Source organism: Chelatococcus asaccharovorans (assembly GCF_003201475.1).
Classification (GTDB): domain Bacteria; phylum Pseudomonadota; class Alphaproteobacteria; order Rhizobiales; family Beijerinckiaceae; genus Chelatococcus; species Chelatococcus asaccharovorans.
This window is the reverse complement of record NZ_QJJK01000002.1, coordinates 278514-299628: the sequence shown is the minus strand read 5'-3', so window position 1 is coordinate 299628 and position 21115 is coordinate 278514. Positions and strand designations below refer to the sequence as shown.

Sequence of the window (21115 nt, the reverse complement as noted above, 5' to 3'; positions counted from 1 at the left end):
CTCCGTCTAGCAGCATCGCCACCGGCTCAGTCCGTTGGCGGCCGCTTCGCGGGCCATCTGCTCGGCTTCGGGATGCGGCCAAAGCATCCTATCGCAATAGGGACAGCCGCCCCAGTCGGAATGATCCTCTGTCGCGAAGGGGCGATCCTTCGGCAGGCCACGCCGCCTCATGTCGGCGCGCCGGAGCGCCGTTGCGTCGCGATCGATGCGGCCGTCCTTGTCGAAGACAGCACCGTAGAACTCGGCCGCGGCCTTTTGCGAGACATAACCCTGCCGGACGTCGTTTTCGAGGTCGGCGAGATTGCGCTCGAGCGGTGACCCGAAACCGCCTCCGCCGCCCGAGCACACCGTGTAGACGTCGCCCGCGGTGAGCTTCTGCGAGAGGACCTTGCCGGTCGGAAAGCGCTCGACTTCACCGTCGCGCTCGAGCCGGACCTCGTTGCCGAGTGCCGACAGGCCGCCGAAAAGGCCCCACGGTCGGCAGTCGACACGATCGATCTGGGCATTGAACATGATGTCGTGGCGGGCGCGCACGACCTGTTCCGTGCCAAGACCTCCGCGATATTTGCCGGCGCCGCCTGAGTCCTCACGTAAGGCGTAACGTTCCACGATCAGCGGATATTTCGCCTCCACTTGTTCCGAGGGACCGTTGTGGGTGTCACCGTCGTTGATCGCGACGGTTGCGCTCATGCCGTCCTCGCCCATTTTCGCGCCCCAGCCGCCACCGATCAGGCCGCCGAGATAGAGATAGAGCTGATTGTCACGGGGCTGCCGGCCATTGATCGAGGCAATCACGAGATCGGCGTGATGCCCGGCAATCACGCGGGTCGGAACCGCCGGCGCCAGCGCCTTGAAGATGGTGTCGACCACCGTCATGGGATAGGTCATCCACCAGCGCATTGGCGCGGGACGCTCCGCCGACACGACCCGACCCGCCGGCAGCACGATCGTGAGGTTGCGGAAAGCGCCGTCATTCACCGGGAGTTCCAGCCCCGAGGTCAGACATTTGAAGGCGACCTGGGCGGCAGAGCGCCCGGCCGTTTCGCCGGAATTGTAGAACCCGCGGACCTGGGCGCCGACATCCGTCAGGTCGATGGTCATCGCATCGCCCGCCACCGTCACCTTGACGCGGATCGGTATACGGCGACCAGCTTCGATGCCGTCGTCGTCCATGAAGCTTTCCGCTTCATAGACGCCATCCGGGATCTGCGCGACGCTTGCGCGCGCCACCGCCTCGCCATGGTCGAAGATCGATGCGATGGCGCCGTCGACAGCCGCCTCACCATATTTGGCGACGAGTTCGAGGAAGCGTTTCTCGCCCGTCCTGACGGCGGCCACCTGCGCCTTCAGGTCACCCATTGCCCGCTCGGGCAGGCGGACGTTCATGCGGATGATCGACAGGATCTCCTCGTTCGGGACGCCTGCCCGCCACGCCTTGACGAGAGGCATTTGCAAGCCTTCGGAAAAGATGTCGGTCGTCATCCCGTCGAGGGTGCCGCCGATATCCTGCCAATGGGCCATGCAGGCCGAGAAGCCGATCAATCGGCCGTCGTGGAAGATCGGCACGGAGAATGTCATGTGGTTGAGATGGCTGCCGGTCGTATAGGCGTCGTTGGTGAGGAGCACGTCGCCCGGCGCGATGCCGTCCGCACCGAAATGTGCCAGCTTCGCCTTGATCGTCTCGCTCATGCCCCGGATGAACATCGGCAGGCCGAGGCCGATCGACACGGTGTTGCCATGGCGATCGAAGAGACCGACCGTGAAGTCGAGCGCCTCGTAGATGATCATGTTATACGCCGTCCGCATCAGGTTCGTCTTCATCTCTTCAGTTGCAGCGATGAAGCCGTTGCGGATGATCTCAGTCGTGACCGGATCGGGACCTTTGTATGACGTGCTCATGAGCCGACCTCCACCGCGACGTCGAGATTGCCCTGCGTGTCGACCCGGGCAACGTCGCCCGGCGGCAGGACGGTGGTCGAGGCATATTCCTGGATCAGCGCAGGGCCGGTGATGCGATGGCCGGCGGCAAGCCTGGCGCGGTCGTAGACCGGGGTGTCATGGCGACCGCCGAGCGCGCCGAAATCGACCACGCGGATCCCGATCAGCGCCGCATCGATGCCATGTTGTGCTTCCGGCACTGCTGCCAGCGATGGTTTGACGATATGGCCGATTGCCGAGAGGCGCAGGCTGACAATTTCCGCCTGCTCGTCCTGCGAGGAATAGCCGTATCGCGCTGCATGCACGGCATCGAACGCGGTCTTGATCGCGGCAGAATCCCTGCGCGCGAAGGCGTCAACCGGTACTTCCACCGTGACCGCATGTTCCTGGCCGACATAGCGCATGTCGGCTGCATATTTGAGCTGAATCTCCAGCTTCCCGGGAGCCGCTGCCTCGATTTCCTCTCGTCCCTGATGCTCCATTTCTTTGAAAATCGCATCGAATACGTCGAAGGGAGCTTCCGTGAGCCGGGCGAAGAGCGTGCGCACGAAATCACGGCGCAGGTCACTGACCAGCATTCCGTAGGCGGAAAAATGGCCCGGTGCATTGGGAATGATGACGCGCGGAATCTGGAGTTCGCGTGCCACGAGCACCGCATGAAGCGGCCCCGCCCCGCCATAGGCGACCATGGCGAAATCGCGCGCGTCCAGCCCGCGCGCGGTCGTCACGCGTTTGACGACATTCGCCATCTGGGTGACCGCGATGCGGATAACGCCGTCGGCCGCCTCGGCGGTCGTGAGGCCGAGCGGACGCGCCACGCGCTCATCCATGGCGCGGCGCGCGCCCTCGACGTCGAGCTGCATTTCGCCGCCCAGAAACAGATCGGGTGCGAGTCGCCCGAGCAGGAGATTGGCGTCCGTGACGGTCGGCTCGCTGCCACCTCCGCCGTAGCAGACGGGGCCGGGCACGGCGCCGGCGCTGTCTGGCCCGACCCGCATCTGGCCGTGCACCGCACGGGCGATCGAGCCGCCGCCGGTGCCGACCTCCTCGATGTCGATCATCGGGATCTGGATCGGCAATCCTTCCGCGTAACCGCCCACCATGACCTGATTAGCCGTCAGTTCGGCGCCGTCGAGAATGACGCCGGCCTTGGCTGTCGTACCGCCCATATCAAAGGCGATGACGTTGCCGAGGCCGATTTCGGCGCAGAGGGCGCGGGTGCCGATGACGCCCGCTGCCGGGCCCGATTCCAGCATGCGGATGCACTCGCGGCTGGCCTGTGCTGCGTCATAGAGGCCGCCGGTGGACTGGACGATGAGAAATTTGCCGGTGAAATCGACGCTGTCCAGTACATCCTCGGCTTCCGCGAGATAACGCATGACCCGCGGGCCGACGTAAGCATTCGCCGCAACTGTCGACGACCGCTCGAATTCGCGATATTCCTGTGAGAGTTCATGCGAAGCCGTGACGAAAACACCCGGTAACATGGCACTGAGCAGGTCACGCGCACGGATTTCGTGGGCCGGATTGCGGTAGGAATGCAGGAAGAGGATTGCCACCGCTTCCACCTTCTCGTCGCGCAGCACGCCAGCGACGCGTTCCACCTCGGCGTCGTCGAGTGGCCGCAGGATGTCCCCGGCCGCGTCCAGACGCTCGTCGACCTCGATGCGCAGGGCGCGCTCGACCAGCGGCCGATGCTTGCGAAAGAACAGGTTATAGGCTTCGGGCCGGTTGATCCGGCCAATCTCATAGATGTCCCGGAAGCCCTTCGTCGTGACAAGGGCGGTGCGTGCGCCCTTGCGTTCAAGAAGTGCGTTGATGGCGACCGTGGTGCCGTGCAGGAACAAGCCGGCGTCGGCAAATTGTGCGCCGGCCTTTTCCACGCCGCGGTTCATGCCCGCAATGAGGCTCGCCGGTGTCGTCAGGGTCTTGCCCAGACGGATTGCGCCGGTTGCTTCGTCGAAAACGGCCACGTCCGTGAATGTGCCGCCGACATCTGCAGCGATACGCAGGTCACCCGCATCTCTACCGGATTTTACATCCCCGCTCACGATGCGGCCTCGTCGACGATCGGATTGACGAGCTTGCCGATGCCCTCGACTTCGACCTCGCAGACGTCGCCGGCCTTCATGAACAAGGGCGGCTTGCGGGCAAAGCCGACGCCGGCGGGGGTCCCGGTGACGATGATATCGCCGGGTTTGAGCGTCATCGCTTCGGATACACGTGCGATCAGCTCCGGTATGGGGAAAAGAAGGTCATTTGTATTGGCGTCCTGGACGATCTCGTCATTCAGGCGCGTGGTAATTCTGAGGCCTTTTCCGTCCGTGGGCACCGCGTCGGACGACACGAGGAAGGGACCGATCGGCGCAGTGTTGTCAAAGTTCTTTCCGAGCGTCCATTGCGGCCCCTTGAACTGCCAGTCGCGGATCGAGCCATCGTTGAACACGGTGTAGGCTGCGACGTGACCGAGCGCCTGTTCCTCCGCGATACGCCGCCCACCGCTCCCGAGAACAACAGCCAGTTCGGCTTCAAAGTCGAGATGATCAGAAATCAGAGGACGTATAATCGGATCATTCGGCCCAATAATGCCGGTATCCACGCGCAGGAAGAAGACCGGAAACTTCGGCCGATCATAGGGGCTTTCAGCTGCGTGATCCGCATAGTTCAGCCCCACACATATGATCTTGCCGAATTCCGCCAATGGCGGCAGGAGTCGCATTGATGCGGGATCAACGGCTGGCGCGCTCGCAATCGCCGCGCTGGCCTTTGCCCTGAGCGACAGGTCGATGAGGATCGCGAGTGGATCGGCTGGTAGCCCGCCACCAGGGCGGACGACAACGCCATCGCGAAGAGCGACCAACGCACGCACGCCGTCAATCTCGGCCAAGCCAAGGCGCATATAGCCCTCCCAGGTTTTGGATGATTATCAGTAACGTCGTTACGGTAACGGCGTTACGTGTCGCATGTCAAGCGCCATTTTCCGCCGCGGGGCCCGCTGCCGCCGCGTGGGCCAACTCGCGACAGGGCGGGCGAGGTCGATGCGCCAGCGATCGCGCCTGAAGCGGCTGGTAGACGCGGATTTCCAGGATGCGGCCGATCGGGTCGTTCTGATATGAAACAGTCCGGGCATTCGGAACGCCGCGATTCCCCCCGGGATCCGCCGGCGTTCCCGCTTGATGGGGACCGACCAGGAGGACGTATCGCGTGCTGCGCCATTATTCTTATGCGGATGTGGAGAAAGGCCTCGACTATCCCAGGCTGATCGAAGCTCTCGCCGATGCTTTCCGGCGTGGCGGCGAGCCGATGCCCGTTCGGTGCAGCTACGACGTCGGCGTGGACCCCGCGCCAGGTCACCTCCTGACGATGCCGGCCTGGCATCGCGGCAAGGCGCTGGGCGTGAAACTTGTGACCGTGTTCCCCGGGAATGCCACGCGTGGCCTTGGTGCCGTTTCATCCCTCTATGTTCTGTTCGATGGCGAGACGGGCGAGCCGCGCGCGCTGATCGAAGGCGAGGCCTTGACGAACAGGCGGACGGCGGCGGCCTCTGCGCTTGCTGCGCGTTATCTGTCGCGCGCGGACAGCCGTACGTTGCTTATCGTCGGCACCGGCCATGTCGCGGCGCATCTGCCGATGGCGCATCGCGCCGTGCGGCCGATCGAGAGGGTCCTGGTCTGGGGACGCACGCCGGAGCATGCGCTGTCGCTGGCCGATCGGCTGGCGGGCGAAGGCTTCGATGCCGCCGCAATCAGCGATCTACCCGCTGCGATCGCGCAGGCCGATATCATAAGCTGCGCCACCACGTCCAGCGTCCCGCTGGTTCTCGGGGAACACCTGCGGCCGGGCACGCATCTCGATCTCGTCGGTGCCTTCACGCCGCAGATGCGGGAGAGTGACGACGAGGCGGTGCGGCGTAGCCGGGTCTTCGTGGATACCTACGCGGGCGCGCTCGCCGAGGCGGGCGACCTGCTCCAGCCCATCGCGGCCGGACAATGGCAGGCGTCCGAGGTCTGCGCGGATCTCCACGAACTGACCAGCGGCGCGAAGGCCGGGCGAGCGAGCGACGCTGAGATCACGCTGTTCAAATCCGTCGGTACGGCTATCGAGGATCTCGCCGCCGCGACGCTGCTCGTTGACGATAAGAAGCCGGAGAGCGTCCGCTCGACGCCTTGAGCGCACAACGGCGATCGCGGGTGTTGTGTAGGCGCCGCGTCACCGCGCTCAGGCATGGTGACGCGGGCAGGCTTGTACTGGCCGACTGTGACGGCTTCAGAGCTGAACGGGGTGATCGAGCGCGCCTGCCGCAAGAAACAACGCAAGCAACTGATAGTAACCGGCGATCGCAACGAGCTCGCTTGCCGCCGCGGCGCCGACATACCCGACCAATTCCTTGAGCCTGTCCTGATCGACTTTGCTGTTCAAGACAGCGTCGCGGCAGAGCGCTATAATGGCATGGTCTTCGCGCGTGGCAGCATCCTCCGGACGCCCCGATGCGGCGGCGCTTATCGTCGCTTCCGCCACGCCCAGGTCGCGCGCGATGGGGAGATGGTAGTCCCACTCGTAGCCGGAGCCGAACGCAGCCGCGGTGGCGAGAATCGCCACCTCGCGCCACGGCGCGGGCAACGCGCCTGAGAAACGGATCGCCGCGCCCACCGACTGGATCGCATGCGCGAGATCCGGCACGTCGAGCATGGCCAGGAACGGCAGTGGAACCCCGGCGCGTGGCCCGGATGCGATGGCATCGTGGACTGCGCGCTGTGCGGGCGTCATCTCCGCGATGTCGCGAACGCCGATCAGCATCGCCTCTCTCCGTTCAGCGCCCGTCCGGTCCGCCGGACATCATGCCCGAAGCGATCTGCCGCGGACCGAAGATGGCTTTGGCGACGTCGCCGATGGCTTCGACATCTTCCGGGATGCCCTGGAAGCAGACGATGCGGCAGGGGCAGGCCTCGAGGCCTTCATAGCGCCAGGGGAAGGCGCCGATCACTGCGCGCTGGTTGAGCATGAGCTCGATATCGCCGCCGACATTCTCGGCGTGGATCAAACCTTCCTGGAAGGCTTGCGAATGGAAGGGGAAATAGTCTTCCACGACTTTGCGGCCGGAACGCTTGTGCACATAGCTGTTCTTGCCGAAGAACTCATCGCAGCTCATGCGGACCTTTTCCTCGAACTGCTTGGCGAGATCAGGACGCATGCGGCGGATCGTCGTGTTCATGGCATGGTCGCCCGAACCGCAATCGATGCCGAACCACTTGATCTTCTTCGCGATCATCCAGTCGAGGAGTTCCTGCTTGCCGCCGGGATGCATGCAGAAATACTTGACGAGATCCTGCTGCGGCTTGCCTTCCCAATAGCGATGCCAGCCGGTGTGGATGATGAGGATGTCGCCGTCCTTTACATCCACCGGCGCGCTCTCGATCATCTCAGGGGTGATGACCGCCCAGTCATCCATGTGCTCGGACACATCGACGACGGCTCCGGGGCCGACCAGGAAGTCGAGGGGATAGGAGGCCATGTCGCCCATGCCGTCGGTGCCGTGCATGGCGCCGTCGATATGCGTCCCGACATGGAGCGCCGTGTCGATGCGCTGGGCGACGATGTGGATCGTCTGAAGGTTCTGGGCATAGTACATCTTGTTGCCCGCATAACCCACCCAGCCCGGCGTATGGACATTCATGAGATGGGAAAGGTCGATGATCTTCATCGGTTGTCTCCAGCTAGGATAGGATGAGAGCCCGTTCGCGCGACGTAAAAGCCGGTTTGCGCGAAGACGATGCGTTGAAAAGCTTAGTGAGCCCGGCGCCCGAACAGCGACGCGAGCCAGGATTTCAGGACGGCGACCATCAGGCCGAAGCCGCTGATCGGCTTGGCGACCGTCTGGGCCGACGACGGGGCGGCGCCGCGTGCCGTCTCGGGTTCCTGCGCCGAAGCGGGGGTTGGCGCAGCGGCCATGTCAGCCGTATTGTCAGCCGCCAGCGCCGCCTCGGCGTTGCGGACGAAGTCGGCGATGAGCACGTTGGCGACCTCGGTGATGATGCCTGTCCGGCCGAACTGCGCGATCGCGCCGGAGAGTTGCACGTCGGCGTCGACGACGACCTTCGTCTTGTCTTCTTCGGCGAAGAGGCGGCAATCCATGATCATCTTGCCACGGCTCGCGCCTTTCTTGTCGACGCCCTTGCCTTCGACATGGACTGACTTGGCGTCGTCGTCATAGACGACATCGGCCTCACCCTCGAAACTCGCCTGGAAAGGGCCGATCTTGGATGAGACCTTGCCGGTATGCTTGCCGCCCTCCTTCGGGCCGAGATACTCCGCGCCGGGCAGGCAACGTGCGACATTGGGGATGTCGTGGAAAAAGCTCCATACGGCAGGCATCGGACGTGCCACGGTGAATTCCTGTGCGATCTTCATGGCTGATACCTCCTCAGAGAACGGCGGGGACAATGAACTGCGTCATGCGCGGTCATCGGCGTGCCTGATGACGGCGTGGCAGCGCGCCGGCCGCTGGTGTTCGAAGCCCCCGGTCGAATAATGGAAATATTGGCAAGTGGCCCGATGATATCCCGAGCCTTCGGCGTCGAATTACGTTCCTCTGGAATCGATCGCGCCACTAACGAGTGGCGTGATACACACAGTCCGGCGCCAGGATTTGCTTGCAGATCCGTTCCGTAAGGTGGATCCGGATCACATCAGAGCATTCGTCCTCCAAGCGTCACGCCATAGACATCGGTTCGTCTGTCCTCTCGCGGCTTCACCCGCTCGCTCCGCACCAATGCGGCCTGAGCGATGGCGGGGTCCATGGGCGCGATGGCCGCGGCCTCGGTGTCCTGCGCCAGAGGGCCCGCCAGGATGCGCCCATAGGGGTCCGCCACAAGCGACGAGCCGAGAAAGGCGATGTCGCCCGCTTCCCCGCCCTGTGAGGCGCAAGCGATATAGACCTGATTGAGATTGGCCTGCACGATCGCGCCGCGCGCCTGGCCGATGAGGCCGTCGCCGTCGCGATCGACCTTGTCGAAGCCGCGCACCCAGGCCGTCGGCACCGCGATGAGCTCGGCGCCCTGCAGCGCCAGCGCACGCATCACTTCGACGAAGCGCAGATCATAGCAGACGCACAGCCCGATACGGCCAAAAGGCGTGGTGGCGACGGTGAGGCCTCGATCTCCCGGCGTGAAGATGAGCTTCTCGCCGTCGAAGAGATGGAGCTTCCGGTAATGCAGCAGGAGGCCATCCGGCCCGACAAGCAGCGCGGAATTGTAGAGACGGTCTCCGTCGCTCTCACAGAAGCCGCCGGCGATCACCACGCCGAGGCGCTTGGCAGCCGCAGTCCAGGCGGCCAGGGTCGGCCCGTCCAACGGTTCGGCCGCGGCTGCGAGATCGTCAGGGTTCAGCGTGTATCCGGAGACCGCGAGCTCGGGCAGCACGATGACGCGCGCGCCGTCGGCGGCCGCATTCTCGATCAGTTGCAGGCTGCGCGCCCGGTTCTCCAGCGCTCGCCCGGGCATGGCTGTGAACTGAACGACCGCGACCGGGAAAGTCATGCCGGCGGTTCCGCATCTGCCGGCAAGGCGCCGACCGCCTTGAGCAATGGCACATCCGCCGGGCTTGGGCCGCCGACACTCACCACCTCGACGCCCCGGTCGGCGGCGATGGCATGTTTGACCCCAACGGGCACATGCACCACGCAGCCCGCGTGAAACGTTAGCTCGATGTCGTTCGTATAGTCGTAAGCGGTGCCCTCGCCCTGAAGGATAAAGATCGTATCCTCCGAGATCGTATGGACATGCGGCGTATTGGCTTCGCCGGCTTCCAGCCGCACATAGTTCAGATTCGCGTGCCAAGCGCCGGTGCCTGGCCATATGACGAAGCGTGCGTCTTTGGAGATCAGCGGAAGGCGCAACGAGGGCGTGTCGCGATGAAAAATCCTGATGGCCATCACACGGTCTCCCCGGCCTTGGCGAGATGCGCATAGAGCTGCGGGTCGGCGGGGCAGGGGCCGCCTATCAGCTTGAGGCCGGCCGTTGCGGTAGCTTCGAAGCGGTAACGGTCGCCCTTGTCGATATGCACCATCGCGCCCTCGATGAGCGGCATGCGCTCGCCGGAGACGAGATCGGCGATGACGCCGGAGCCGGCGGCGACGTAATAGGCGCTGTCGGACGGATGCGCGAGGTCGATCGTCTTGTCGTTCTGCTCCAGCTCGATCACGTGAAAGGTCCGGTGGATGGCGCCGTTGCCGGGCCACATCACCACTTTGGCGCGGCCTGAACCGACCACGATCGGGAGGTCGGGACAGTCGGCCGCGCTGTTCAAAACGCGGACTGTGTTATGGGATGGGGGGCAAGCCACGGCTCGAGTTTCCATTTGAATATTATTCACATATTTTAGTATGATCAAAATCGACCGCCGTGCAAGTGCTATTCGCCGCTCGCTGTGCGCCGGTGACGACGACTGTCAAATGATCAAGGATACGGACATCGTGAGTGAGCCTTCGCTGACCCCCCAGGACGATCCCGCTGGGACGACCGCCAGTACGCTCGCGGCAATCGGGCTTCGCATTCGCGATGTGCGGCAGGCGCGCAATATGACGTTGCAGGCGCTTGCGGATGCCTGCGGGCTGAGCGCGTCGATGCTCAGCCTGGTCGAGCGCGGTCGGGCTTCCCCTTCGATCGGGTCGCTGATCGTGATCGCCAGCGCGCTGGGCGTGCAGATGTCGGATTTCATCGTCGATCAGGCTGTGGACGACGAGAAACTCGTCGTCACGAGTTCCGAGCAGCGTGTCATCGAGACGGCGGCTCATGTGATCCGCAGGCTGATCAAGGAGGATCGCGCGCGGGGCATCTCCATCGCCATCAACGAATACGCGCCGCATACGGGCGCGACCGAAAAGCCAATCACGCACGACGGTTTCGAATACGGCTTCGTCCTCGAGGGCAAGCTCACCGTCGAGGTCGACGGGCTCTTGCATGTGGTGGAGGGCGGCGACCTCATCTCTTACAGTTCGCGCCGCCCCCACCGCATCTGGAACCATGGCAAGGAACAAGTTCGCACCCTCTGGATCAATCTGCAGCGCGATTAGGGCCAATCGACATCCAGCATGTCACCGTCGCAGCAGGGCATGAAGGCGGCGCGGTGAAATCGGCAGGCTCGTAATCAGCCCCGGCCTGCCGAGCGCGTCGTCGACGGCCGCCGCGATGGCCGCGCCGACAGCTGTGATGCCGCCTTCGCCGGCGCCTTTGACGCCGAGCGGGTTCTGGGGGCTCGGCGCATCCTCGCGCAGCAGCACCTCGACCGGCGGCATTTCGTGGCAGGTCGGCATAAGATAGTCGGCAAAGCTTGTGGCGAGCGGCTGGCCTTCCTCGTTGTAGATGAACTCCTCGAGAAGCGCGCCGCCGATGCCTTGCGCGGCCGCGCCGACGATCTGCCCCTCGATCAGCATCGGATTGATCGCGCGCCCGACGTCATAGGCGACGAGATAGCGCTCCACCTGAATGCCTGAGACGGCTTCGTCCACGCGCACCTGCGCGACGTGAATGCCGTAGGGATAGTTCATGTGATCGGCGCGAAAGAGGCCCTCGGCGTCGAGGTCCTTGCCGGATTGTGCGACGATTTCGGCAAGTCCGATCGTTGCACCCGAATCGCGGGACACCACGCATCCCATTTCGAGCGTGAGCGTGCGGACATCGGCCTGCAGCAGGGGCGCGGCAAGTGCGATCGCCTTATCCCTGAGCGCTTCGGCGGCGATCTTCACGGCCGAGCCCGTCATCACCGTGACGCGGGAGGCGAAGGCGCCGAAGCCGATGGCAATGCGATCGGTCTGGCCATGGATGACGCGGATGCGTTCGATCGGCACGCCGAGCACGTCGCTGCAGATCTGCGCCATCGCGGTCTCAACGCCCTGGCCGACGGATGCCGCGCCGGTGACGATCTCGATCGTATCATCGGGCTGGACCGCCATTGTCACGAGATCATGCGGGCCAAGGCCGCTCTTCTCGACGAAGAAGGCAATGCCGAGGCCGACAGCTTCGCCGGCCACGCGCCTGCGGGCCAGATCAGCCTTGAGGTCCTGATAGCCGATACGGGTCAGGGTGCGATCGAGCAGGTCGTGATACTTGCCCGAATCATAGAGCACATGGGTGCCGAGCGCCTCGATGCCGCGGTCGAACGGCATCCGATCCTCGGGAATGAGGTTGACCCGGCGCACCTCCATCGGATCGAGGCCGAGCCTGGCGGCGATGGCATCCATCAGCCGCTCGCGGACGAAGGTGGTCTCGTAGCGGCCGGGCGCGCGATAGGTGCCGGACGGTGTCTTGTTGGTCAGCCGGATATGGCCTTCGACGTGATAGGCCGGGATCAGATAAGGCCCCGGGAGAAGCGCTGCAGCGAGATCTGACACCGTGCCGCCGTGGGTGCGGACATAGCCGCCCTGGTCGGTATAGAAGGTGTCCACGAGCCCACGTACGAAGCCATTCGCATCGACGGCCGCCTTGATGCGATGCACCTGGTCGCGCGAGTGATTGGCCGCCATGAGATGTTCGCGCCGGTCCTCCACCCATTTGACGGGCACGCCGAGCCGGCAGGCGGCGGCGCAGACCAGAACGTCCTCCGGATAGAGCTCGCCGCGAATGCCGAAGCCGCCGCCGACATGGCCCTCGCTCAGCCGCACCTGCTCCGGCTCCAGCCCGAGCATGCGGGCGATGCTGTCCCGGTTGTAATGCGGCACCTTCGCCGCGCCATACATGGTGAGCACACCCGTTTCCGGGTCGCGCACGGCGAGTGCTCCGCGCGTCTCCAGCGGCACGCCCGTATGGCGCCCGACCTTCAGTTCCATCTCGATGATGGCGGCCGCGCCCGCGAAGGCGGCCTCCATGTCGCCGTAGGATTTGGTGATGACCGCCGCCTCGCTCAAAAGCGCGGGATCGCGTTCCGGCATGAAGGCGACCGGGTCCGCGGTTGCATCGAGGCAGGGCGTCTCCTCCTCGATATCGCAGAAGACGAGTTCGGCTGCATCCTCGGCGATATAGGGATTGTCGGCGAACACAACCGCAACGGGATCACCGACATAGCGCACATAGTCGCGCGCCAGAACATGCTGCCGATAGGGCTCGAGGCCGGCAATGCGCGTCATGCGAAAGTCGATCGGCGGAAGATCGGCAATATCGGCGGCCGTCCATACGGCAATCACGCCGGGAAGCGCCTTCGCTTCGTCCGTCTCGATATCAAGGATGCGGCCGAAGGCGATGGGCGAGCGCACGATGCGCATATGCACCTGACCATCGGCGCGGTTGTCGGCGGCGAAACACCCGTCCCCGGTCAGGAGCGGGCGATCCTCCAGCCGCTTCAGCGATCGGCCGATGGCGGACATGCACGCATCTCGTTTGCAGCAAGACAGACGGACTTGATGATGTTCTGGTAGCCGGTGCAGCGGCAGAGGTTCGACGACAGGATATCGCGGATCTCTTCCTCGCTCAGGTCCGGGTCGGCCTCAAGCGCGCCCGCGGCCAGCATCAGGAAGCCCGGCGTGCAGAAGCCGCATTGCAGCCCGTGGTTCTCCCAGAAGGCCTTCTGCAGGAGATGCAGCGCGTCACCCTTCGCCAGGCCTTCGACGGTTCGTACGGAGCAACCCTCTGCCTGCACCGCGAACATCAGGCAGGAGCGCACCGGCTTGTCATCGACCAGAACCGTGCAGGCGCCGCAGACGCCATGCTCGCAACCCAGATGCGTCCCCGTGAGCCCGCAATCGTCGCGCAGGGCATCGGCGAGTGTCCGCCGCGCCTCCACGGACAGGGTGTAATCCTTGCCGTTCACGATGAGCGTGATGACATGCTTGTTAGCCATGGGCGTCTCGTTCGGCCTCGCGGATCAGCTTGCGGATATATTGCGGGGTGGCTGGCATCCGGACGATCTCGATACCGAAGGGCGACAGCGCATCGACCATGGCATTGATGATCGCGGCCGGCGCGCCGATGGCGCCGCCCTCGCCGACACCTTTGGCCTTCGTGATCGTGGCGTCGGAAACCGTCTCCAGATGCTCGATCTCGATTGTCGGGACCTCGGCCATCGTGGGCGGAAGATAATCGGCGAGCGAAACGGTGAGCAGATTGCCCGTCTCGTCGTAGATCAACTCCTCGAACAGCGCATTGGCGATGCCTTGCGCGACGCCGCCGTGAATCTGGCCGTCGACGATCATCGGATTGATCAGGAGGCCGGCATCCTCGGCGACGATGAACCGCTCGATCTTGACGCCGCCGGTTTCTATATCGACCTCGACGATGCAGGCATGGCAGGCATTTGAGAATGTGCCGCCGGGATCGTAGGTCGCGTTCTCGATCAGGCCCGGTCCCGATTGAGGGAACCGATGGCTCTGGTGGTAGGCGGCGCGTGCGACCTCGGGAATTGGCAGAGACTGGTTCGTCCCCGTGACACGGGCCAGCCCGTCCTCCAGCACGATATGGTCCTCACTGGCCTGCATCATGACCGCCGCGACGGAGCGCAGCCTGGTGGCGACCTTGCCGGCGGCGAGCTTGCAGGCTCCACCCGCGATCACCATCGAGCGGCTGGCGAAGGTGCCCCAGCCATAGGGCGTCGCGTCGGTATCCCCGGAGAAGACCTTGATTTTGCCCGGCTCGACGCCGAGCTCGTCTGCGATGAGCTGGGCGAGTGCCGTCTTCAAACCTTGCCCGTGCGGCGAGGAGCCGATCCGCGCCTCGACGAAACCGGAGGGATCCATCGCGCAGGAGACGATCTCATAGCCGGGCACGATGTTCATGCCGCGCGCGGCATAAGCCGGCGTGCCGTAGCCGGTGCGTTCGCTGAACACGGAAAAGCCGATGCCGAGATACCGTCCCGCGGCGCGTGCCTCCTTCTGCCGGGCGCGGAAGCCTGTGAGATCGATCGCCGCGACGGCCCGGTCCATGGCTTCCTTGTAGCTGCCCTCGTCATAGACGAGACCGGTCGGCGAGCGGTGCGGGAAGCTGTCGATGAGGTTGCGGCGGCGGATTTCAATCGGATCGATACCGAGCCGCCTGGCCGCGACATCCATCATGCGCTCCATGGTGAGCGTCAGCATGGGCCTTGAGACGCCGCGATAGGGCGCCATCATGCCCGTGTTGGTGGTGACGCCGCGCGAGCGGACGCCATATTCCGGCACCTTGTAGGGGCCTGGCAGTTCGGCCAGCGCCATCAGCGGCTCCACGCCGCAGGTCACGGGATAACAGGAGAAGGCGCCGACATTGCTTTTCAGGTCGGCGTCGATGCCGAGCAGCGTACCATCTTTCGCGAAGGCGCCGCGCACATGGAAGGACTGGTCGCGGCTGTGGGAGGACGCCAGGAAGTTCTCGCGGCGATCCTCGATCCAGGCGACGTCGCGCTCGAGCTTTCGCGCGAGCCAGACGAGTGCCACATATTCGGGAAACAGCGACATCTTCTGCCCGAAGCCGCCGCCGACATCCGGGGCGACGACCCTGAGATCCGCTTCCGGGATCTGCAGCACGTCGGCAAGACCCGTCCGCAGCATATGCGGCATCTGCACCGAAGCGTAGAGCGTCACACGCCCGGAAATCCGGTCGTACTGCGCCACGCCACCGCGCCCTTCCAGCGGCATCGCCGACTGCCGGCCGGAGCGCAGGTCAAGTGTGACGATCTCGGCCGCATCCGCGAAGGCAGCGTCGAGGCCGGGGCTGCGCAGCACCCCCTCGACGAGGACATTGCCCGGTGCGTGGGCGTGGACCGCCACCGCGCCTTCGGCAAGCGCTGCCTCCATATCGACGATCGCATCCTCGGCGTCGATGTCGGCATAGACCTCTTCGGCGAGATCCTCCGCCAGGCCCTGGTCCTCCGCGACCACGACAGCCAGCGCCTGGCCGCAGAACATCACCCTGTCCTTGGCCAATATGGGCTGTTCGACCGCGATATAGTCCGGCCGGTGCAGGATGGGACAGATCGGCTTCACGCCGTCGAGATCCGCTGCCGTGAAGACGAGTTCGCCGTCTGGCACGTCGATGCTGAGGATGCGCCCGGCGGCAACCGGGCTGCGCACGAATTTTACCGACGCTGCCCCGCGCGCGAGGTCCGCGACATAGCGCCCGCGCCCCATCAGGAGCGAGGGGTCTTCGAGCCGCGGCAGGGATCGGCCGATCCAGCTCATGCCGCGGCCTCCGTCAAGGCCCTGAGAACGACGGTGCGGATGAGGTCGCGGCGATAATCGGCGGAGGCGTGGATATCTTCGCTCGGCTTGATCGCGGCTTTCGCTGAGGCCGCCACATCCTCGAACAATTCGCGCGACGGAGCCTTGCCGGCGAGCTCGTTTTCGAGGGCGTGCAATCGGATTGCCCGGTCGGCCACGCCGCCGACGCCGAGCCGCGCCTCAGTGATGCGTCCGTTCTCCAACTTGAGCGCGGCGAGCGACATCGCCAGCGCGAAATCACCCGCTCGCCGCGAGAATTCGTAGAAGCCGCTGCGCCAGCCGTCGTCGAGCAAGGGCAGCCGGACTTCGGCCAGAAGATCCTGCGCGCCGACGGCCGTGGTGAAGGTCCCCTTGAAGAAATCCCCGGCGCGGCAGCGCCGTTCGCCTTCGGCGTTGACGATGAGCATCTCGGCGTCAAGCGTCGTCGCGACCAGGCACCATTCGGACGCCGGATCGGCATGCGCGAGGCTTCCGGTGAAGGTGCCGCGCTGACGGATGGGATAATGCGCAATGTTCCGGACGACCTTGGCCAGCAACGGGCCAAGCGGGCCATCGACCACCGGCTTGTGGAAGGCCGCGTGACGCGTCAACGCGCCGATCGCAAGGCTGTCGCCGGACGGCTGGAGGTAATCGAGGTCTTTCGTCCCGTTGATGTCGATGAGCACTTCGGGGCGCGCCAGACGAAAATTCATCGCTGCGACCAGGCTCTGGCCGCCCGCCAGGATCTTCCCGTCATCACCGTGGGCGGCGAGGGCGGCGAGGATTTCGGCGCGTGATCCCGGTCTGATGTAGTCGAATGACGCAGGCTTCATGAGTCTTATTCGGTCCCGAATGATGGCGCAGGCAGCATCCCACTCCCTCCGGCGCGTGCCGGGCGGCCCGTTTCGTTCATGGTGCAAGCCGTGCGAGCCCCGGCCTTCGCGGCGCGCGATCGCACGTCCATTCTGATAATTCTATCCTATGGGCTTTTTGAATATAAGCAAGGCGAATTGAAACAGAATAAAATTCATCGTCCGGCGTTCCAATGCCCGAATATCCGGAGTTTCAGAGCGTTACGACGGCATCGGCGGCGCGCGGCGTCTCGACGCGCAATCAAAAATTGTGAATAGTCCTTAAAACAGCAGCGCGTCCCCGTGCTGTCGTGGCGATGCGTTCCGGGGATCTCAACCGTTTGCAAGGCATAAGGCCGAGAAGCCACAGGTGACCGATGGCGATGCTCCCTCTATGGTGCTGCGGTGACCATATGAGCCTTTATGATGAAGTTGCGCCTCGACAATCTGCTTGTCGGCCCTGTTCGGCCGCTCGGGCAGACCGACACCCCAAGCGGCATCGACAAGCGCCCCGTGGACGCCCCGCTGCAACTGGGATTTGGCGGTTTCGAGGGTGACGCGCAGGGAGACCGGCGGCATCACGGCGGACCGGACAAGGCCGTCCACCACTATCCCTTCGCGCATTATGAGGCTTGGCGCCGCGAGATCGGGCCCATGCCCCTGCTCGCCCGGCCCGGCGCCTTCGGCGAGAACCTCTCGATCTCGGGCCTCGATGAGGCTGCGGTGGCGGTTGGGGACGTCTTCCGGCTGGGCGGTGCCGTGGTCGAGGTCTCCCAGGGGCGGCAGCCCTGCTGGAAGCTCAATATCCGTTTCGGCGTCGACGACATGGCGTCGCGTGTGCAGGCGAGCGGCAGAACGGGCTGGTACTATCGCGTCATCGAGCCGGGACAGGTCGGACCGGGCGACAGCCTCGTGCTGCTTGATCGTCACTGGCCGGAATGGACGATCAGGCGGCTGTGGCGGCTGCTCTATGTCACGCCGCTGGACGACGCCGAATTGACGGCGATGGCCGATCTGCCGGGCTTGCCGGAGAGCTGGCAGCGGCTTGCCGAGCGCCGTCTCGCGACGCGTGCGGTGGAGGATTGGACGTCGCGCCTGTTCGGGCCGGCGCCGGCCCGAACGGAATAATGCGGCGGGCCACGTTCAGGCATGGTGCTCGCCATGCGGCGGGCGCAGCACCCCGGGCGCGGCGATGACTTCACCGCGCCCGCGATAGCCTTAAGCCGCCTCGGCGCGCTCGGGAACTTGCAGGCCGAGCCAGTCCTTGTAGAAGGTGTCGATGTCCGGCTCGAAGTCACGGATCACCGGATACCAGGGGGTCGGCGCCTCCACATCATGCAGCGTTCCGCATTCCGGACAGTAGTATTCGCGCAGCACCTGCCAGGTCGAGGTGGGCGCCATCAGCCGCGGATAGATCTGTTCCAGCTTTTCCGGCGTGTCGCGAACATGGATGCGCGCATGCAGCTTCCAGTTCTCGCGCCAGCCGCAGAAGTCATGGCCGCATTCGCAGCGGATCATCCATTGCTTCGACGTCTTGAGCTGGACGATGTAGAGCTTCGGCCCCAGTGGCAGCACGATGCGGTCGTCCCAGGGCACGCGGTCCTGCAGGATCTCGATATAGGTCGCGAAGCGTTCCGGATCCTTCGGGGTGGAGAGCATCTGGTGGAGCGTGTCGTGGTCGATCTTGCCGTCGACGAGATCGGCGATCTTGGCGCGGGTATAGGCCATGGCTGTTTCCTCAAATGTTGATTGTTGAACGGGCGGGCAAGCCGGGCCGCGCGTGAAGCCGGCCCGGCGCCTTCATCACTCCTCGACGAATTGCACCGTCTTGACGTCGGGCAGTTCGGAGACGTCCATGGAGTAATGCGAGCCGTAGTGCGGGATGCCGATCTCCTCCTCGGTCAGGCTCCAGCTTGCGGGCAGGTTCCAGAACGTCCGGAAATCCTTCTCGAAACGCGGACCGAGCTTGAAGGACGCCGCGAACATCTGCTGGACCTGGGTCGCCGCTTGTTTGGCGACAATCTTCTCGCGCTCGCCCTTCAGCCATGTCGCGGTCGGCACGGACATGGCGATCCGCTCCTTGCGGATGGCCTTGCGTCGCTTGTCGGTGGCCGCCGTGTCGAGCACGAAGGCCCCGTCGGCGCCCTTCTTCGCCACCACGCCGTAGACCTGGGAGGCGAAGCGCTCGAGCAGATAGCCACCGTTGAGATCGTCGACCACCGATTGCGGCTCGCGGTCGATCGGATCGCCGAAGCCCGGCCCGCCGCGCATGGAATTGAGGTAGAGATCATAGTCGGCAAACATTTCCTCGGTGGTGATGGCCTGTTTGTCGCGTTTGATGAGGGCATCCTTCAGGAGCCCGTCCCAGACCGGATGCTCGGGATCGGTGTCGCCGCCGAGCGGGATGGGCTTGCCCTCAGCGATCAGGTCTTTCAGCCCCGTGTTATGCGCGGCGAAGCGATAGCCGGACGCCGCGGGATAGCCGCCCATCAGTCCCCAGTCGGAGGAGATGTGACCGTTGCCCATGAAGAACATGGTCCAGTCCTTGGCATTCCAGACCAGACGCAGGCTCTCGAAGCCGCAGCCGCCGCGATATTTGCCGGCGCCGCCGGAAGACGCCTTGATCTGGCGGCCGAGATAGACGAGCGGCTCGGCCAGCTCCCAGATCTCCATGTCGCCCATGTCGCCTTCCGGGTTCCAGATCGCGGCGGCGTGGCTGAGGCCGTCGCTGACGGCGGTCGCCCCGGTGCCGTTGGCGGCGCATTCGAACGAGTTCACGGCGTGGATCTCGTCATACTGGTTGAAGCCGCCGCCCTGCAGCCAGTTCGACGTATTGGCGTTGCCGGCATTGACCTCCTCGAGATAACCGCGCCCGAAATAGGAGCGCGACAATCCCCGCCACAGCGCCGTCCAGGCCGAGACCAGGAAGTGCCAGGAATAGGAGAAGGCGACGCGCCGGTCGTCCGGGTTCATCCAGGTGCCTTTCGGCAGGCGGAACTCGGTGCCATAGGCCGCGCCGTCGTTGATCATCTCGGAGGGGATTAGCGTCTGGGTCATCATCACCCAGATGCCCGAGGTGAACGAGACCTGATGGGCATTGTAGGTATGCCAGCCCCAGCGGCTCGCCCCCTCGAAATCGAGGCGCCATGTGCCATCGCCCCGAATGGTGATCTCGGACGGCGCATGCATGATCGTGTCGAGCTTTGCGAAATCGGAGGGAACCCGCACGTCCTCATGCGCATAGGGCACGTCGACGAAGCCGACCTGCCGGTAGGTGCCGGGGATGGTCATCGCCTTGATGCGGTTCTGCAATCCGAGCCGGCCATGCTCGACGGCCTCGTAGGCGAATTTCCAATAGGCGTCGATGCCCTCCTCGGAAATCACCTCCTCGACCAGTTTGCGGATCATGTGACAGCCGGCGATGCGGGTGCGTTCGTCGAGCATCCAGTAGCGCGTGGTGCGCACCATGCGCTGGCTCTCGTGCAGCCAGTCGCGGAACAGCGTGTCGTTCTCGCCCACCTTGCGGCAGGTGATGGAGTAGCCGTCGCCGAAGCGCTGCACCTGCCCCGTCGCCATCGAGCCAGGCCCGACGGCGCCGGTGTCGATGACGTGGGTGACGCCGCCGACCCAGCCGATCAATTCGCCCTCCCAGAAGATCGGGACGATGGTATGGATATCGCAAGGATGAACGTTTCCGATCAGGGAGTCGTTGTTGCAGAAGATATCCTTGTCCCTGACGCCGGGGTTACTTTCCCAGCCGTTTTCGATCATGTATTTGATCGCGGCCCCCATGGTCCCGACATGGATGATGATGCCGGTCGAGGTCAGGATGCTGTCGCCCGCCGCGTTATAGAGGGTGAAGCAGAGTTCGCCTTCCTGCTCGACGATCGGGGAAGCCGCGATCTTCTTGGCGGTTTCGCGGGCGTCGACGACGCCGGCGCGCAGACGCGAGAACAGCTTGTTGTAGAGGATGGGCTGGCTGTCGCGCAGCTCCATCGTCTCCAGGCCTGCGTAGTGCTTCGTCCGCTTGGTCGCCTCCATCAGGCGGTCGCGGTGCTCCTTGAGCGTCTCACCGCCGCGCACGATGCCGCGCGTCGTCGAGGCGAGGTCTTTCTCTCGAACATTGACGTTCATGATCGTATTCCTTCGGATTTTGCGCGTTCTGGGACCG

The 21115-nt window shown here is 64.5% G+C and carries 18 protein-coding genes; 3 read left to right on the top strand and 15 right to left on the bottom strand.

Annotated features, from left to right (window positions below):
* Positions 1 to 6: 6 nt before the first annotated feature.
* Genes C7450_RS05945 through C7450_RS05935 form a run of 3 tightly spaced genes read right to left on the bottom strand, consistent with a single transcriptional unit; the run spans position 7 to position 4837 of the window.
* Entirely contained in the window at positions 7 to 1899 is a 1893-nt protein-coding gene (locus C7450_RS05945; protein WP_110373485.1) for a hydantoinase B/oxoprolinase family protein, read from the bottom strand.
* Positions 1896 to 3989 (bottom strand): hydantoinase/oxoprolinase family protein, encoded by a 2094-nt coding sequence (locus C7450_RS05940; protein ID WP_210206376.1) that lies wholly within the window; start codon positions 3987 to 3989, stop codon positions 1896 to 1898. Before C7450_RS05940 ends, C7450_RS05945 begins: the two co-directional genes overlap by 4 nt.
* The gene (locus tag C7450_RS05935) at positions 3986 to 4837 is read right to left on the bottom strand and encodes a fumarylacetoacetate hydrolase family protein (protein ID WP_110373484.1); all 852 of its coding nucleotides are present in this window, start codon (positions 4835 to 4837) and stop codon (positions 3986 to 3988) included. Before C7450_RS05935 ends, C7450_RS05940 begins: the two co-directional genes overlap by 4 nt.
* A 308-nt stretch (positions 4838 to 5145) precedes the next feature.
* On the opposite strand from C7450_RS05935, the gene lhpI reads away from it, so the two are divergent.
* A complete protein-coding gene (gene lhpI / locus C7450_RS05930) occupies positions 5146 to 6108 on the top strand; it encodes a bifunctional Delta(1)-pyrroline-2-carboxylate/Delta(1)-piperideine-2-carboxylate reductase (RefSeq protein ID WP_110373771.1) in 963 nt (320 codons plus the stop codon).
* 96 nt (positions 6109 to 6204) lie between these two features.
* Here the strand turns inward: lhpI and C7450_RS05925 are convergent, their stop codons facing one another.
* From C7450_RS05925 to C7450_RS05900, 6 genes are all read right to left on the bottom strand, one after another.
* Positions 6205 to 6735 carry a carboxymuconolactone decarboxylase family protein gene (locus tag C7450_RS05925; protein WP_110373483.1) on the bottom strand — a complete coding sequence of 177 codons (531 nt, stop codon included), beginning with the start codon at positions 6733 to 6735 and terminating at the stop codon, positions 6205 to 6207.
* Positions 6736 to 6748: 13 nt separating this feature from the next.
* Positions 6749 to 7639 (bottom strand): cyclase family protein, encoded by an 891-nt coding sequence (locus C7450_RS05920; RefSeq protein WP_110373482.1) that lies wholly within the window; start codon positions 7637 to 7639, stop codon positions 6749 to 6751.
* A gap of 83 nt (positions 7640 to 7722) precedes the next feature.
* Complete coding sequence (locus C7450_RS05915; protein WP_110373481.1) at positions 7723 to 8346, bottom strand: SRPBCC family protein; 624 nt, start codon at positions 8344 to 8346, stop codon at positions 7723 to 7725.
* 278 nt (positions 8347 to 8624) lie between these two features.
* Positions 8625 to 9473: a nitrilase-related carbon-nitrogen hydrolase gene (locus C7450_RS05910; protein ID WP_110373480.1), complete on the bottom strand. Its 849-nt coding sequence runs from the start codon at positions 9471 to 9473 to the stop codon at positions 8625 to 8627.
* Positions 9470 to 9868, bottom strand: a complete 399-nt coding sequence (locus C7450_RS05905) for a cupin domain-containing protein (RefSeq protein ID WP_110373479.1) — start codon at positions 9866 to 9868, stop codon at positions 9470 to 9472. The genes C7450_RS05910 and C7450_RS05905 overlap by 4 nt, the downstream gene beginning before the upstream one ends.
* The gene (locus C7450_RS05900; protein ID WP_146227270.1) at positions 9868 to 10278 is read right to left on the bottom strand and encodes a cupin domain-containing protein; all 411 of its coding nucleotides are present in this window, start codon (positions 10276 to 10278) and stop codon (positions 9868 to 9870) included. Before C7450_RS05900 ends, C7450_RS05905 begins: the two co-directional genes overlap by 1 nt.
* Before the next feature lie 130 nt (positions 10279 to 10408).
* On the opposite strand from C7450_RS05900, the gene C7450_RS05895 reads away from it, so the two are divergent.
* Positions 10409 to 11008, top strand: coding sequence for a cupin domain-containing protein (locus C7450_RS05895; RefSeq protein ID WP_170147085.1), 600 nt, complete (start codon positions 10409 to 10411; stop codon positions 11006 to 11008).
* Between the two features lie 21 nt (positions 11009 to 11029).
* Here the strand turns inward: C7450_RS05895 and C7450_RS05890 are convergent, their stop codons facing one another.
* The 4 genes from C7450_RS05890 to C7450_RS05875 are packed head-to-tail and all read right to left on the bottom strand — an operon-like array spanning position 11030 to position 16926.
* Positions 11030 to 13294 carry a xanthine dehydrogenase family protein molybdopterin-binding subunit gene (locus C7450_RS05890; protein ID WP_110373476.1) on the bottom strand — a complete coding sequence of 755 codons (2265 nt, stop codon included), beginning with the start codon at positions 13292 to 13294 and terminating at the stop codon, positions 11030 to 11032.
* Positions 13270 to 13767, bottom strand: coding sequence for a (2Fe-2S)-binding protein (locus tag C7450_RS05885; RefSeq protein ID WP_110373475.1), 498 nt, complete (start codon positions 13765 to 13767; stop codon positions 13270 to 13272). Before C7450_RS05885 ends, C7450_RS05890 begins: the two co-directional genes overlap by 25 nt.
* Positions 13760 to 16075 carry a xanthine dehydrogenase family protein molybdopterin-binding subunit gene (locus tag C7450_RS05880; RefSeq protein ID WP_110373474.1) on the bottom strand — a complete coding sequence of 772 codons (2316 nt, stop codon included), beginning with the start codon at positions 16073 to 16075 and terminating at the stop codon, positions 13760 to 13762. The genes C7450_RS05885 and C7450_RS05880 overlap by 8 nt, the downstream gene beginning before the upstream one ends.
* Positions 16072 to 16926: an FAD binding domain-containing protein gene (locus tag C7450_RS05875; protein WP_110373473.1), complete on the bottom strand. Its 855-nt coding sequence runs from the start codon at positions 16924 to 16926 to the stop codon at positions 16072 to 16074. Before C7450_RS05875 ends, C7450_RS05880 begins: the two co-directional genes overlap by 4 nt.
* 444 nt (positions 16927 to 17370) lie before the next feature.
* Here C7450_RS05875 and C7450_RS05870 point away from each other — a divergent pair, with 444 nt between their 5' ends.
* Complete coding sequence (locus tag C7450_RS05870; protein WP_210206394.1) at positions 17371 to 18072, top strand: MOSC domain-containing protein; 702 nt, start codon at positions 17371 to 17373, stop codon at positions 18070 to 18072.
* A 90-nt stretch (positions 18073 to 18162) separates the two neighbouring features.
* On the opposite strand, the gene C7450_RS05865 is transcribed toward C7450_RS05870, so the two are convergent.
* Together C7450_RS05865 and C7450_RS05860 are read right to left on the bottom strand one after the other, a co-directional pair.
* Positions 18163 to 18672: an acetone carboxylase subunit gamma gene (locus tag C7450_RS05865; protein ID WP_110373471.1), complete on the bottom strand. Its 510-nt coding sequence runs from the start codon at positions 18670 to 18672 to the stop codon at positions 18163 to 18165.
* Positions 18673 to 18747: 75 nt separating this feature from the next.
* A complete protein-coding gene (locus C7450_RS05860; protein ID WP_110373470.1) occupies positions 18748 to 21078 on the bottom strand; it encodes a hydantoinase B/oxoprolinase family protein in 2331 nt (776 codons plus the stop codon).
* Positions 21079 to 21115 lie beyond the last annotated feature (37 nt).

Coding starts and splice junctions, on each gene's coding strand:
- C7450_RS05945 (WP_110373485.1), bottom strand. CDS start 1,899: ATGAGCACGTCATACAAAGGTCCCGATCCGGTCACGACTGAGATCATC.
- C7450_RS05935 (WP_110373484.1), bottom strand. CDS start 4,837: ATGCGCCTTGGCTTGGCCGAGATTGACGGCGTGCGTGCGTTGGTCGCT.
- C7450_RS05925 (WP_110373483.1), bottom strand. CDS start 6,735: ATGCTGATCGGCGTTCGCGACATCGCGGAGATGACGCCCGCACAGCGC.
- C7450_RS05920 (WP_110373482.1), bottom strand. CDS start 7,639: ATGAAGATCATCGACCTTTCCCATCTCATGAATGTCCATACGCCGGGC.
- C7450_RS05915 (WP_110373481.1), bottom strand. CDS start 8,346: ATGAAGATCGCACAGGAATTCACCGTGGCACGTCCGATGCCTGCCGTA.
- C7450_RS05910 (WP_110373480.1), bottom strand. CDS start 9,473: ATGACTTTCCCGGTCGCGGTCGTTCAGTTCACAGCCATGCCCGGGCGA.
- C7450_RS05905 (WP_110373479.1), bottom strand. CDS start 9,868: ATGGCCATCAGGATTTTTCATCGCGACACGCCCTCGTTGCGCCTTCCG.
- C7450_RS05890 (WP_110373476.1), bottom strand. CDS start 13,294: ATGTCCGCCATCGGCCGATCGCTGAAGCGGCTGGAGGATCGCCCGCTC.
- C7450_RS05885 (WP_110373475.1), bottom strand. CDS start 13,767: ATGGCTAACAAGCATGTCATCACGCTCATCGTGAACGGCAAGGATTAC.
- C7450_RS05880 (WP_110373474.1), bottom strand. CDS start 16,075: ATGAGCTGGATCGGCCGATCCCTGCCGCGGCTCGAAGACCCCTCGCTC.
- C7450_RS05875 (WP_110373473.1), bottom strand. CDS start 16,926: ATGAAGCCTGCGTCATTCGACTACATCAGACCGGGATCACGCGCCGAA.
- C7450_RS05870 (WP_210206394.1), top strand. CDS start 17,371: ATGAAGTTGCGCCTCGACAATCTGCTTGTCGGCCCTGTTCGGCCGCTC.
- C7450_RS05865 (WP_110373471.1), bottom strand. CDS start 18,672: ATGGCCTATACCCGCGCCAAGATCGCCGATCTCGTCGACGGCAAGATC.
- C7450_RS05860 (WP_110373470.1), bottom strand. CDS start 21,078: ATGAACGTCAATGTTCGAGAGAAAGACCTCGCCTCGACGACGCGCGGC.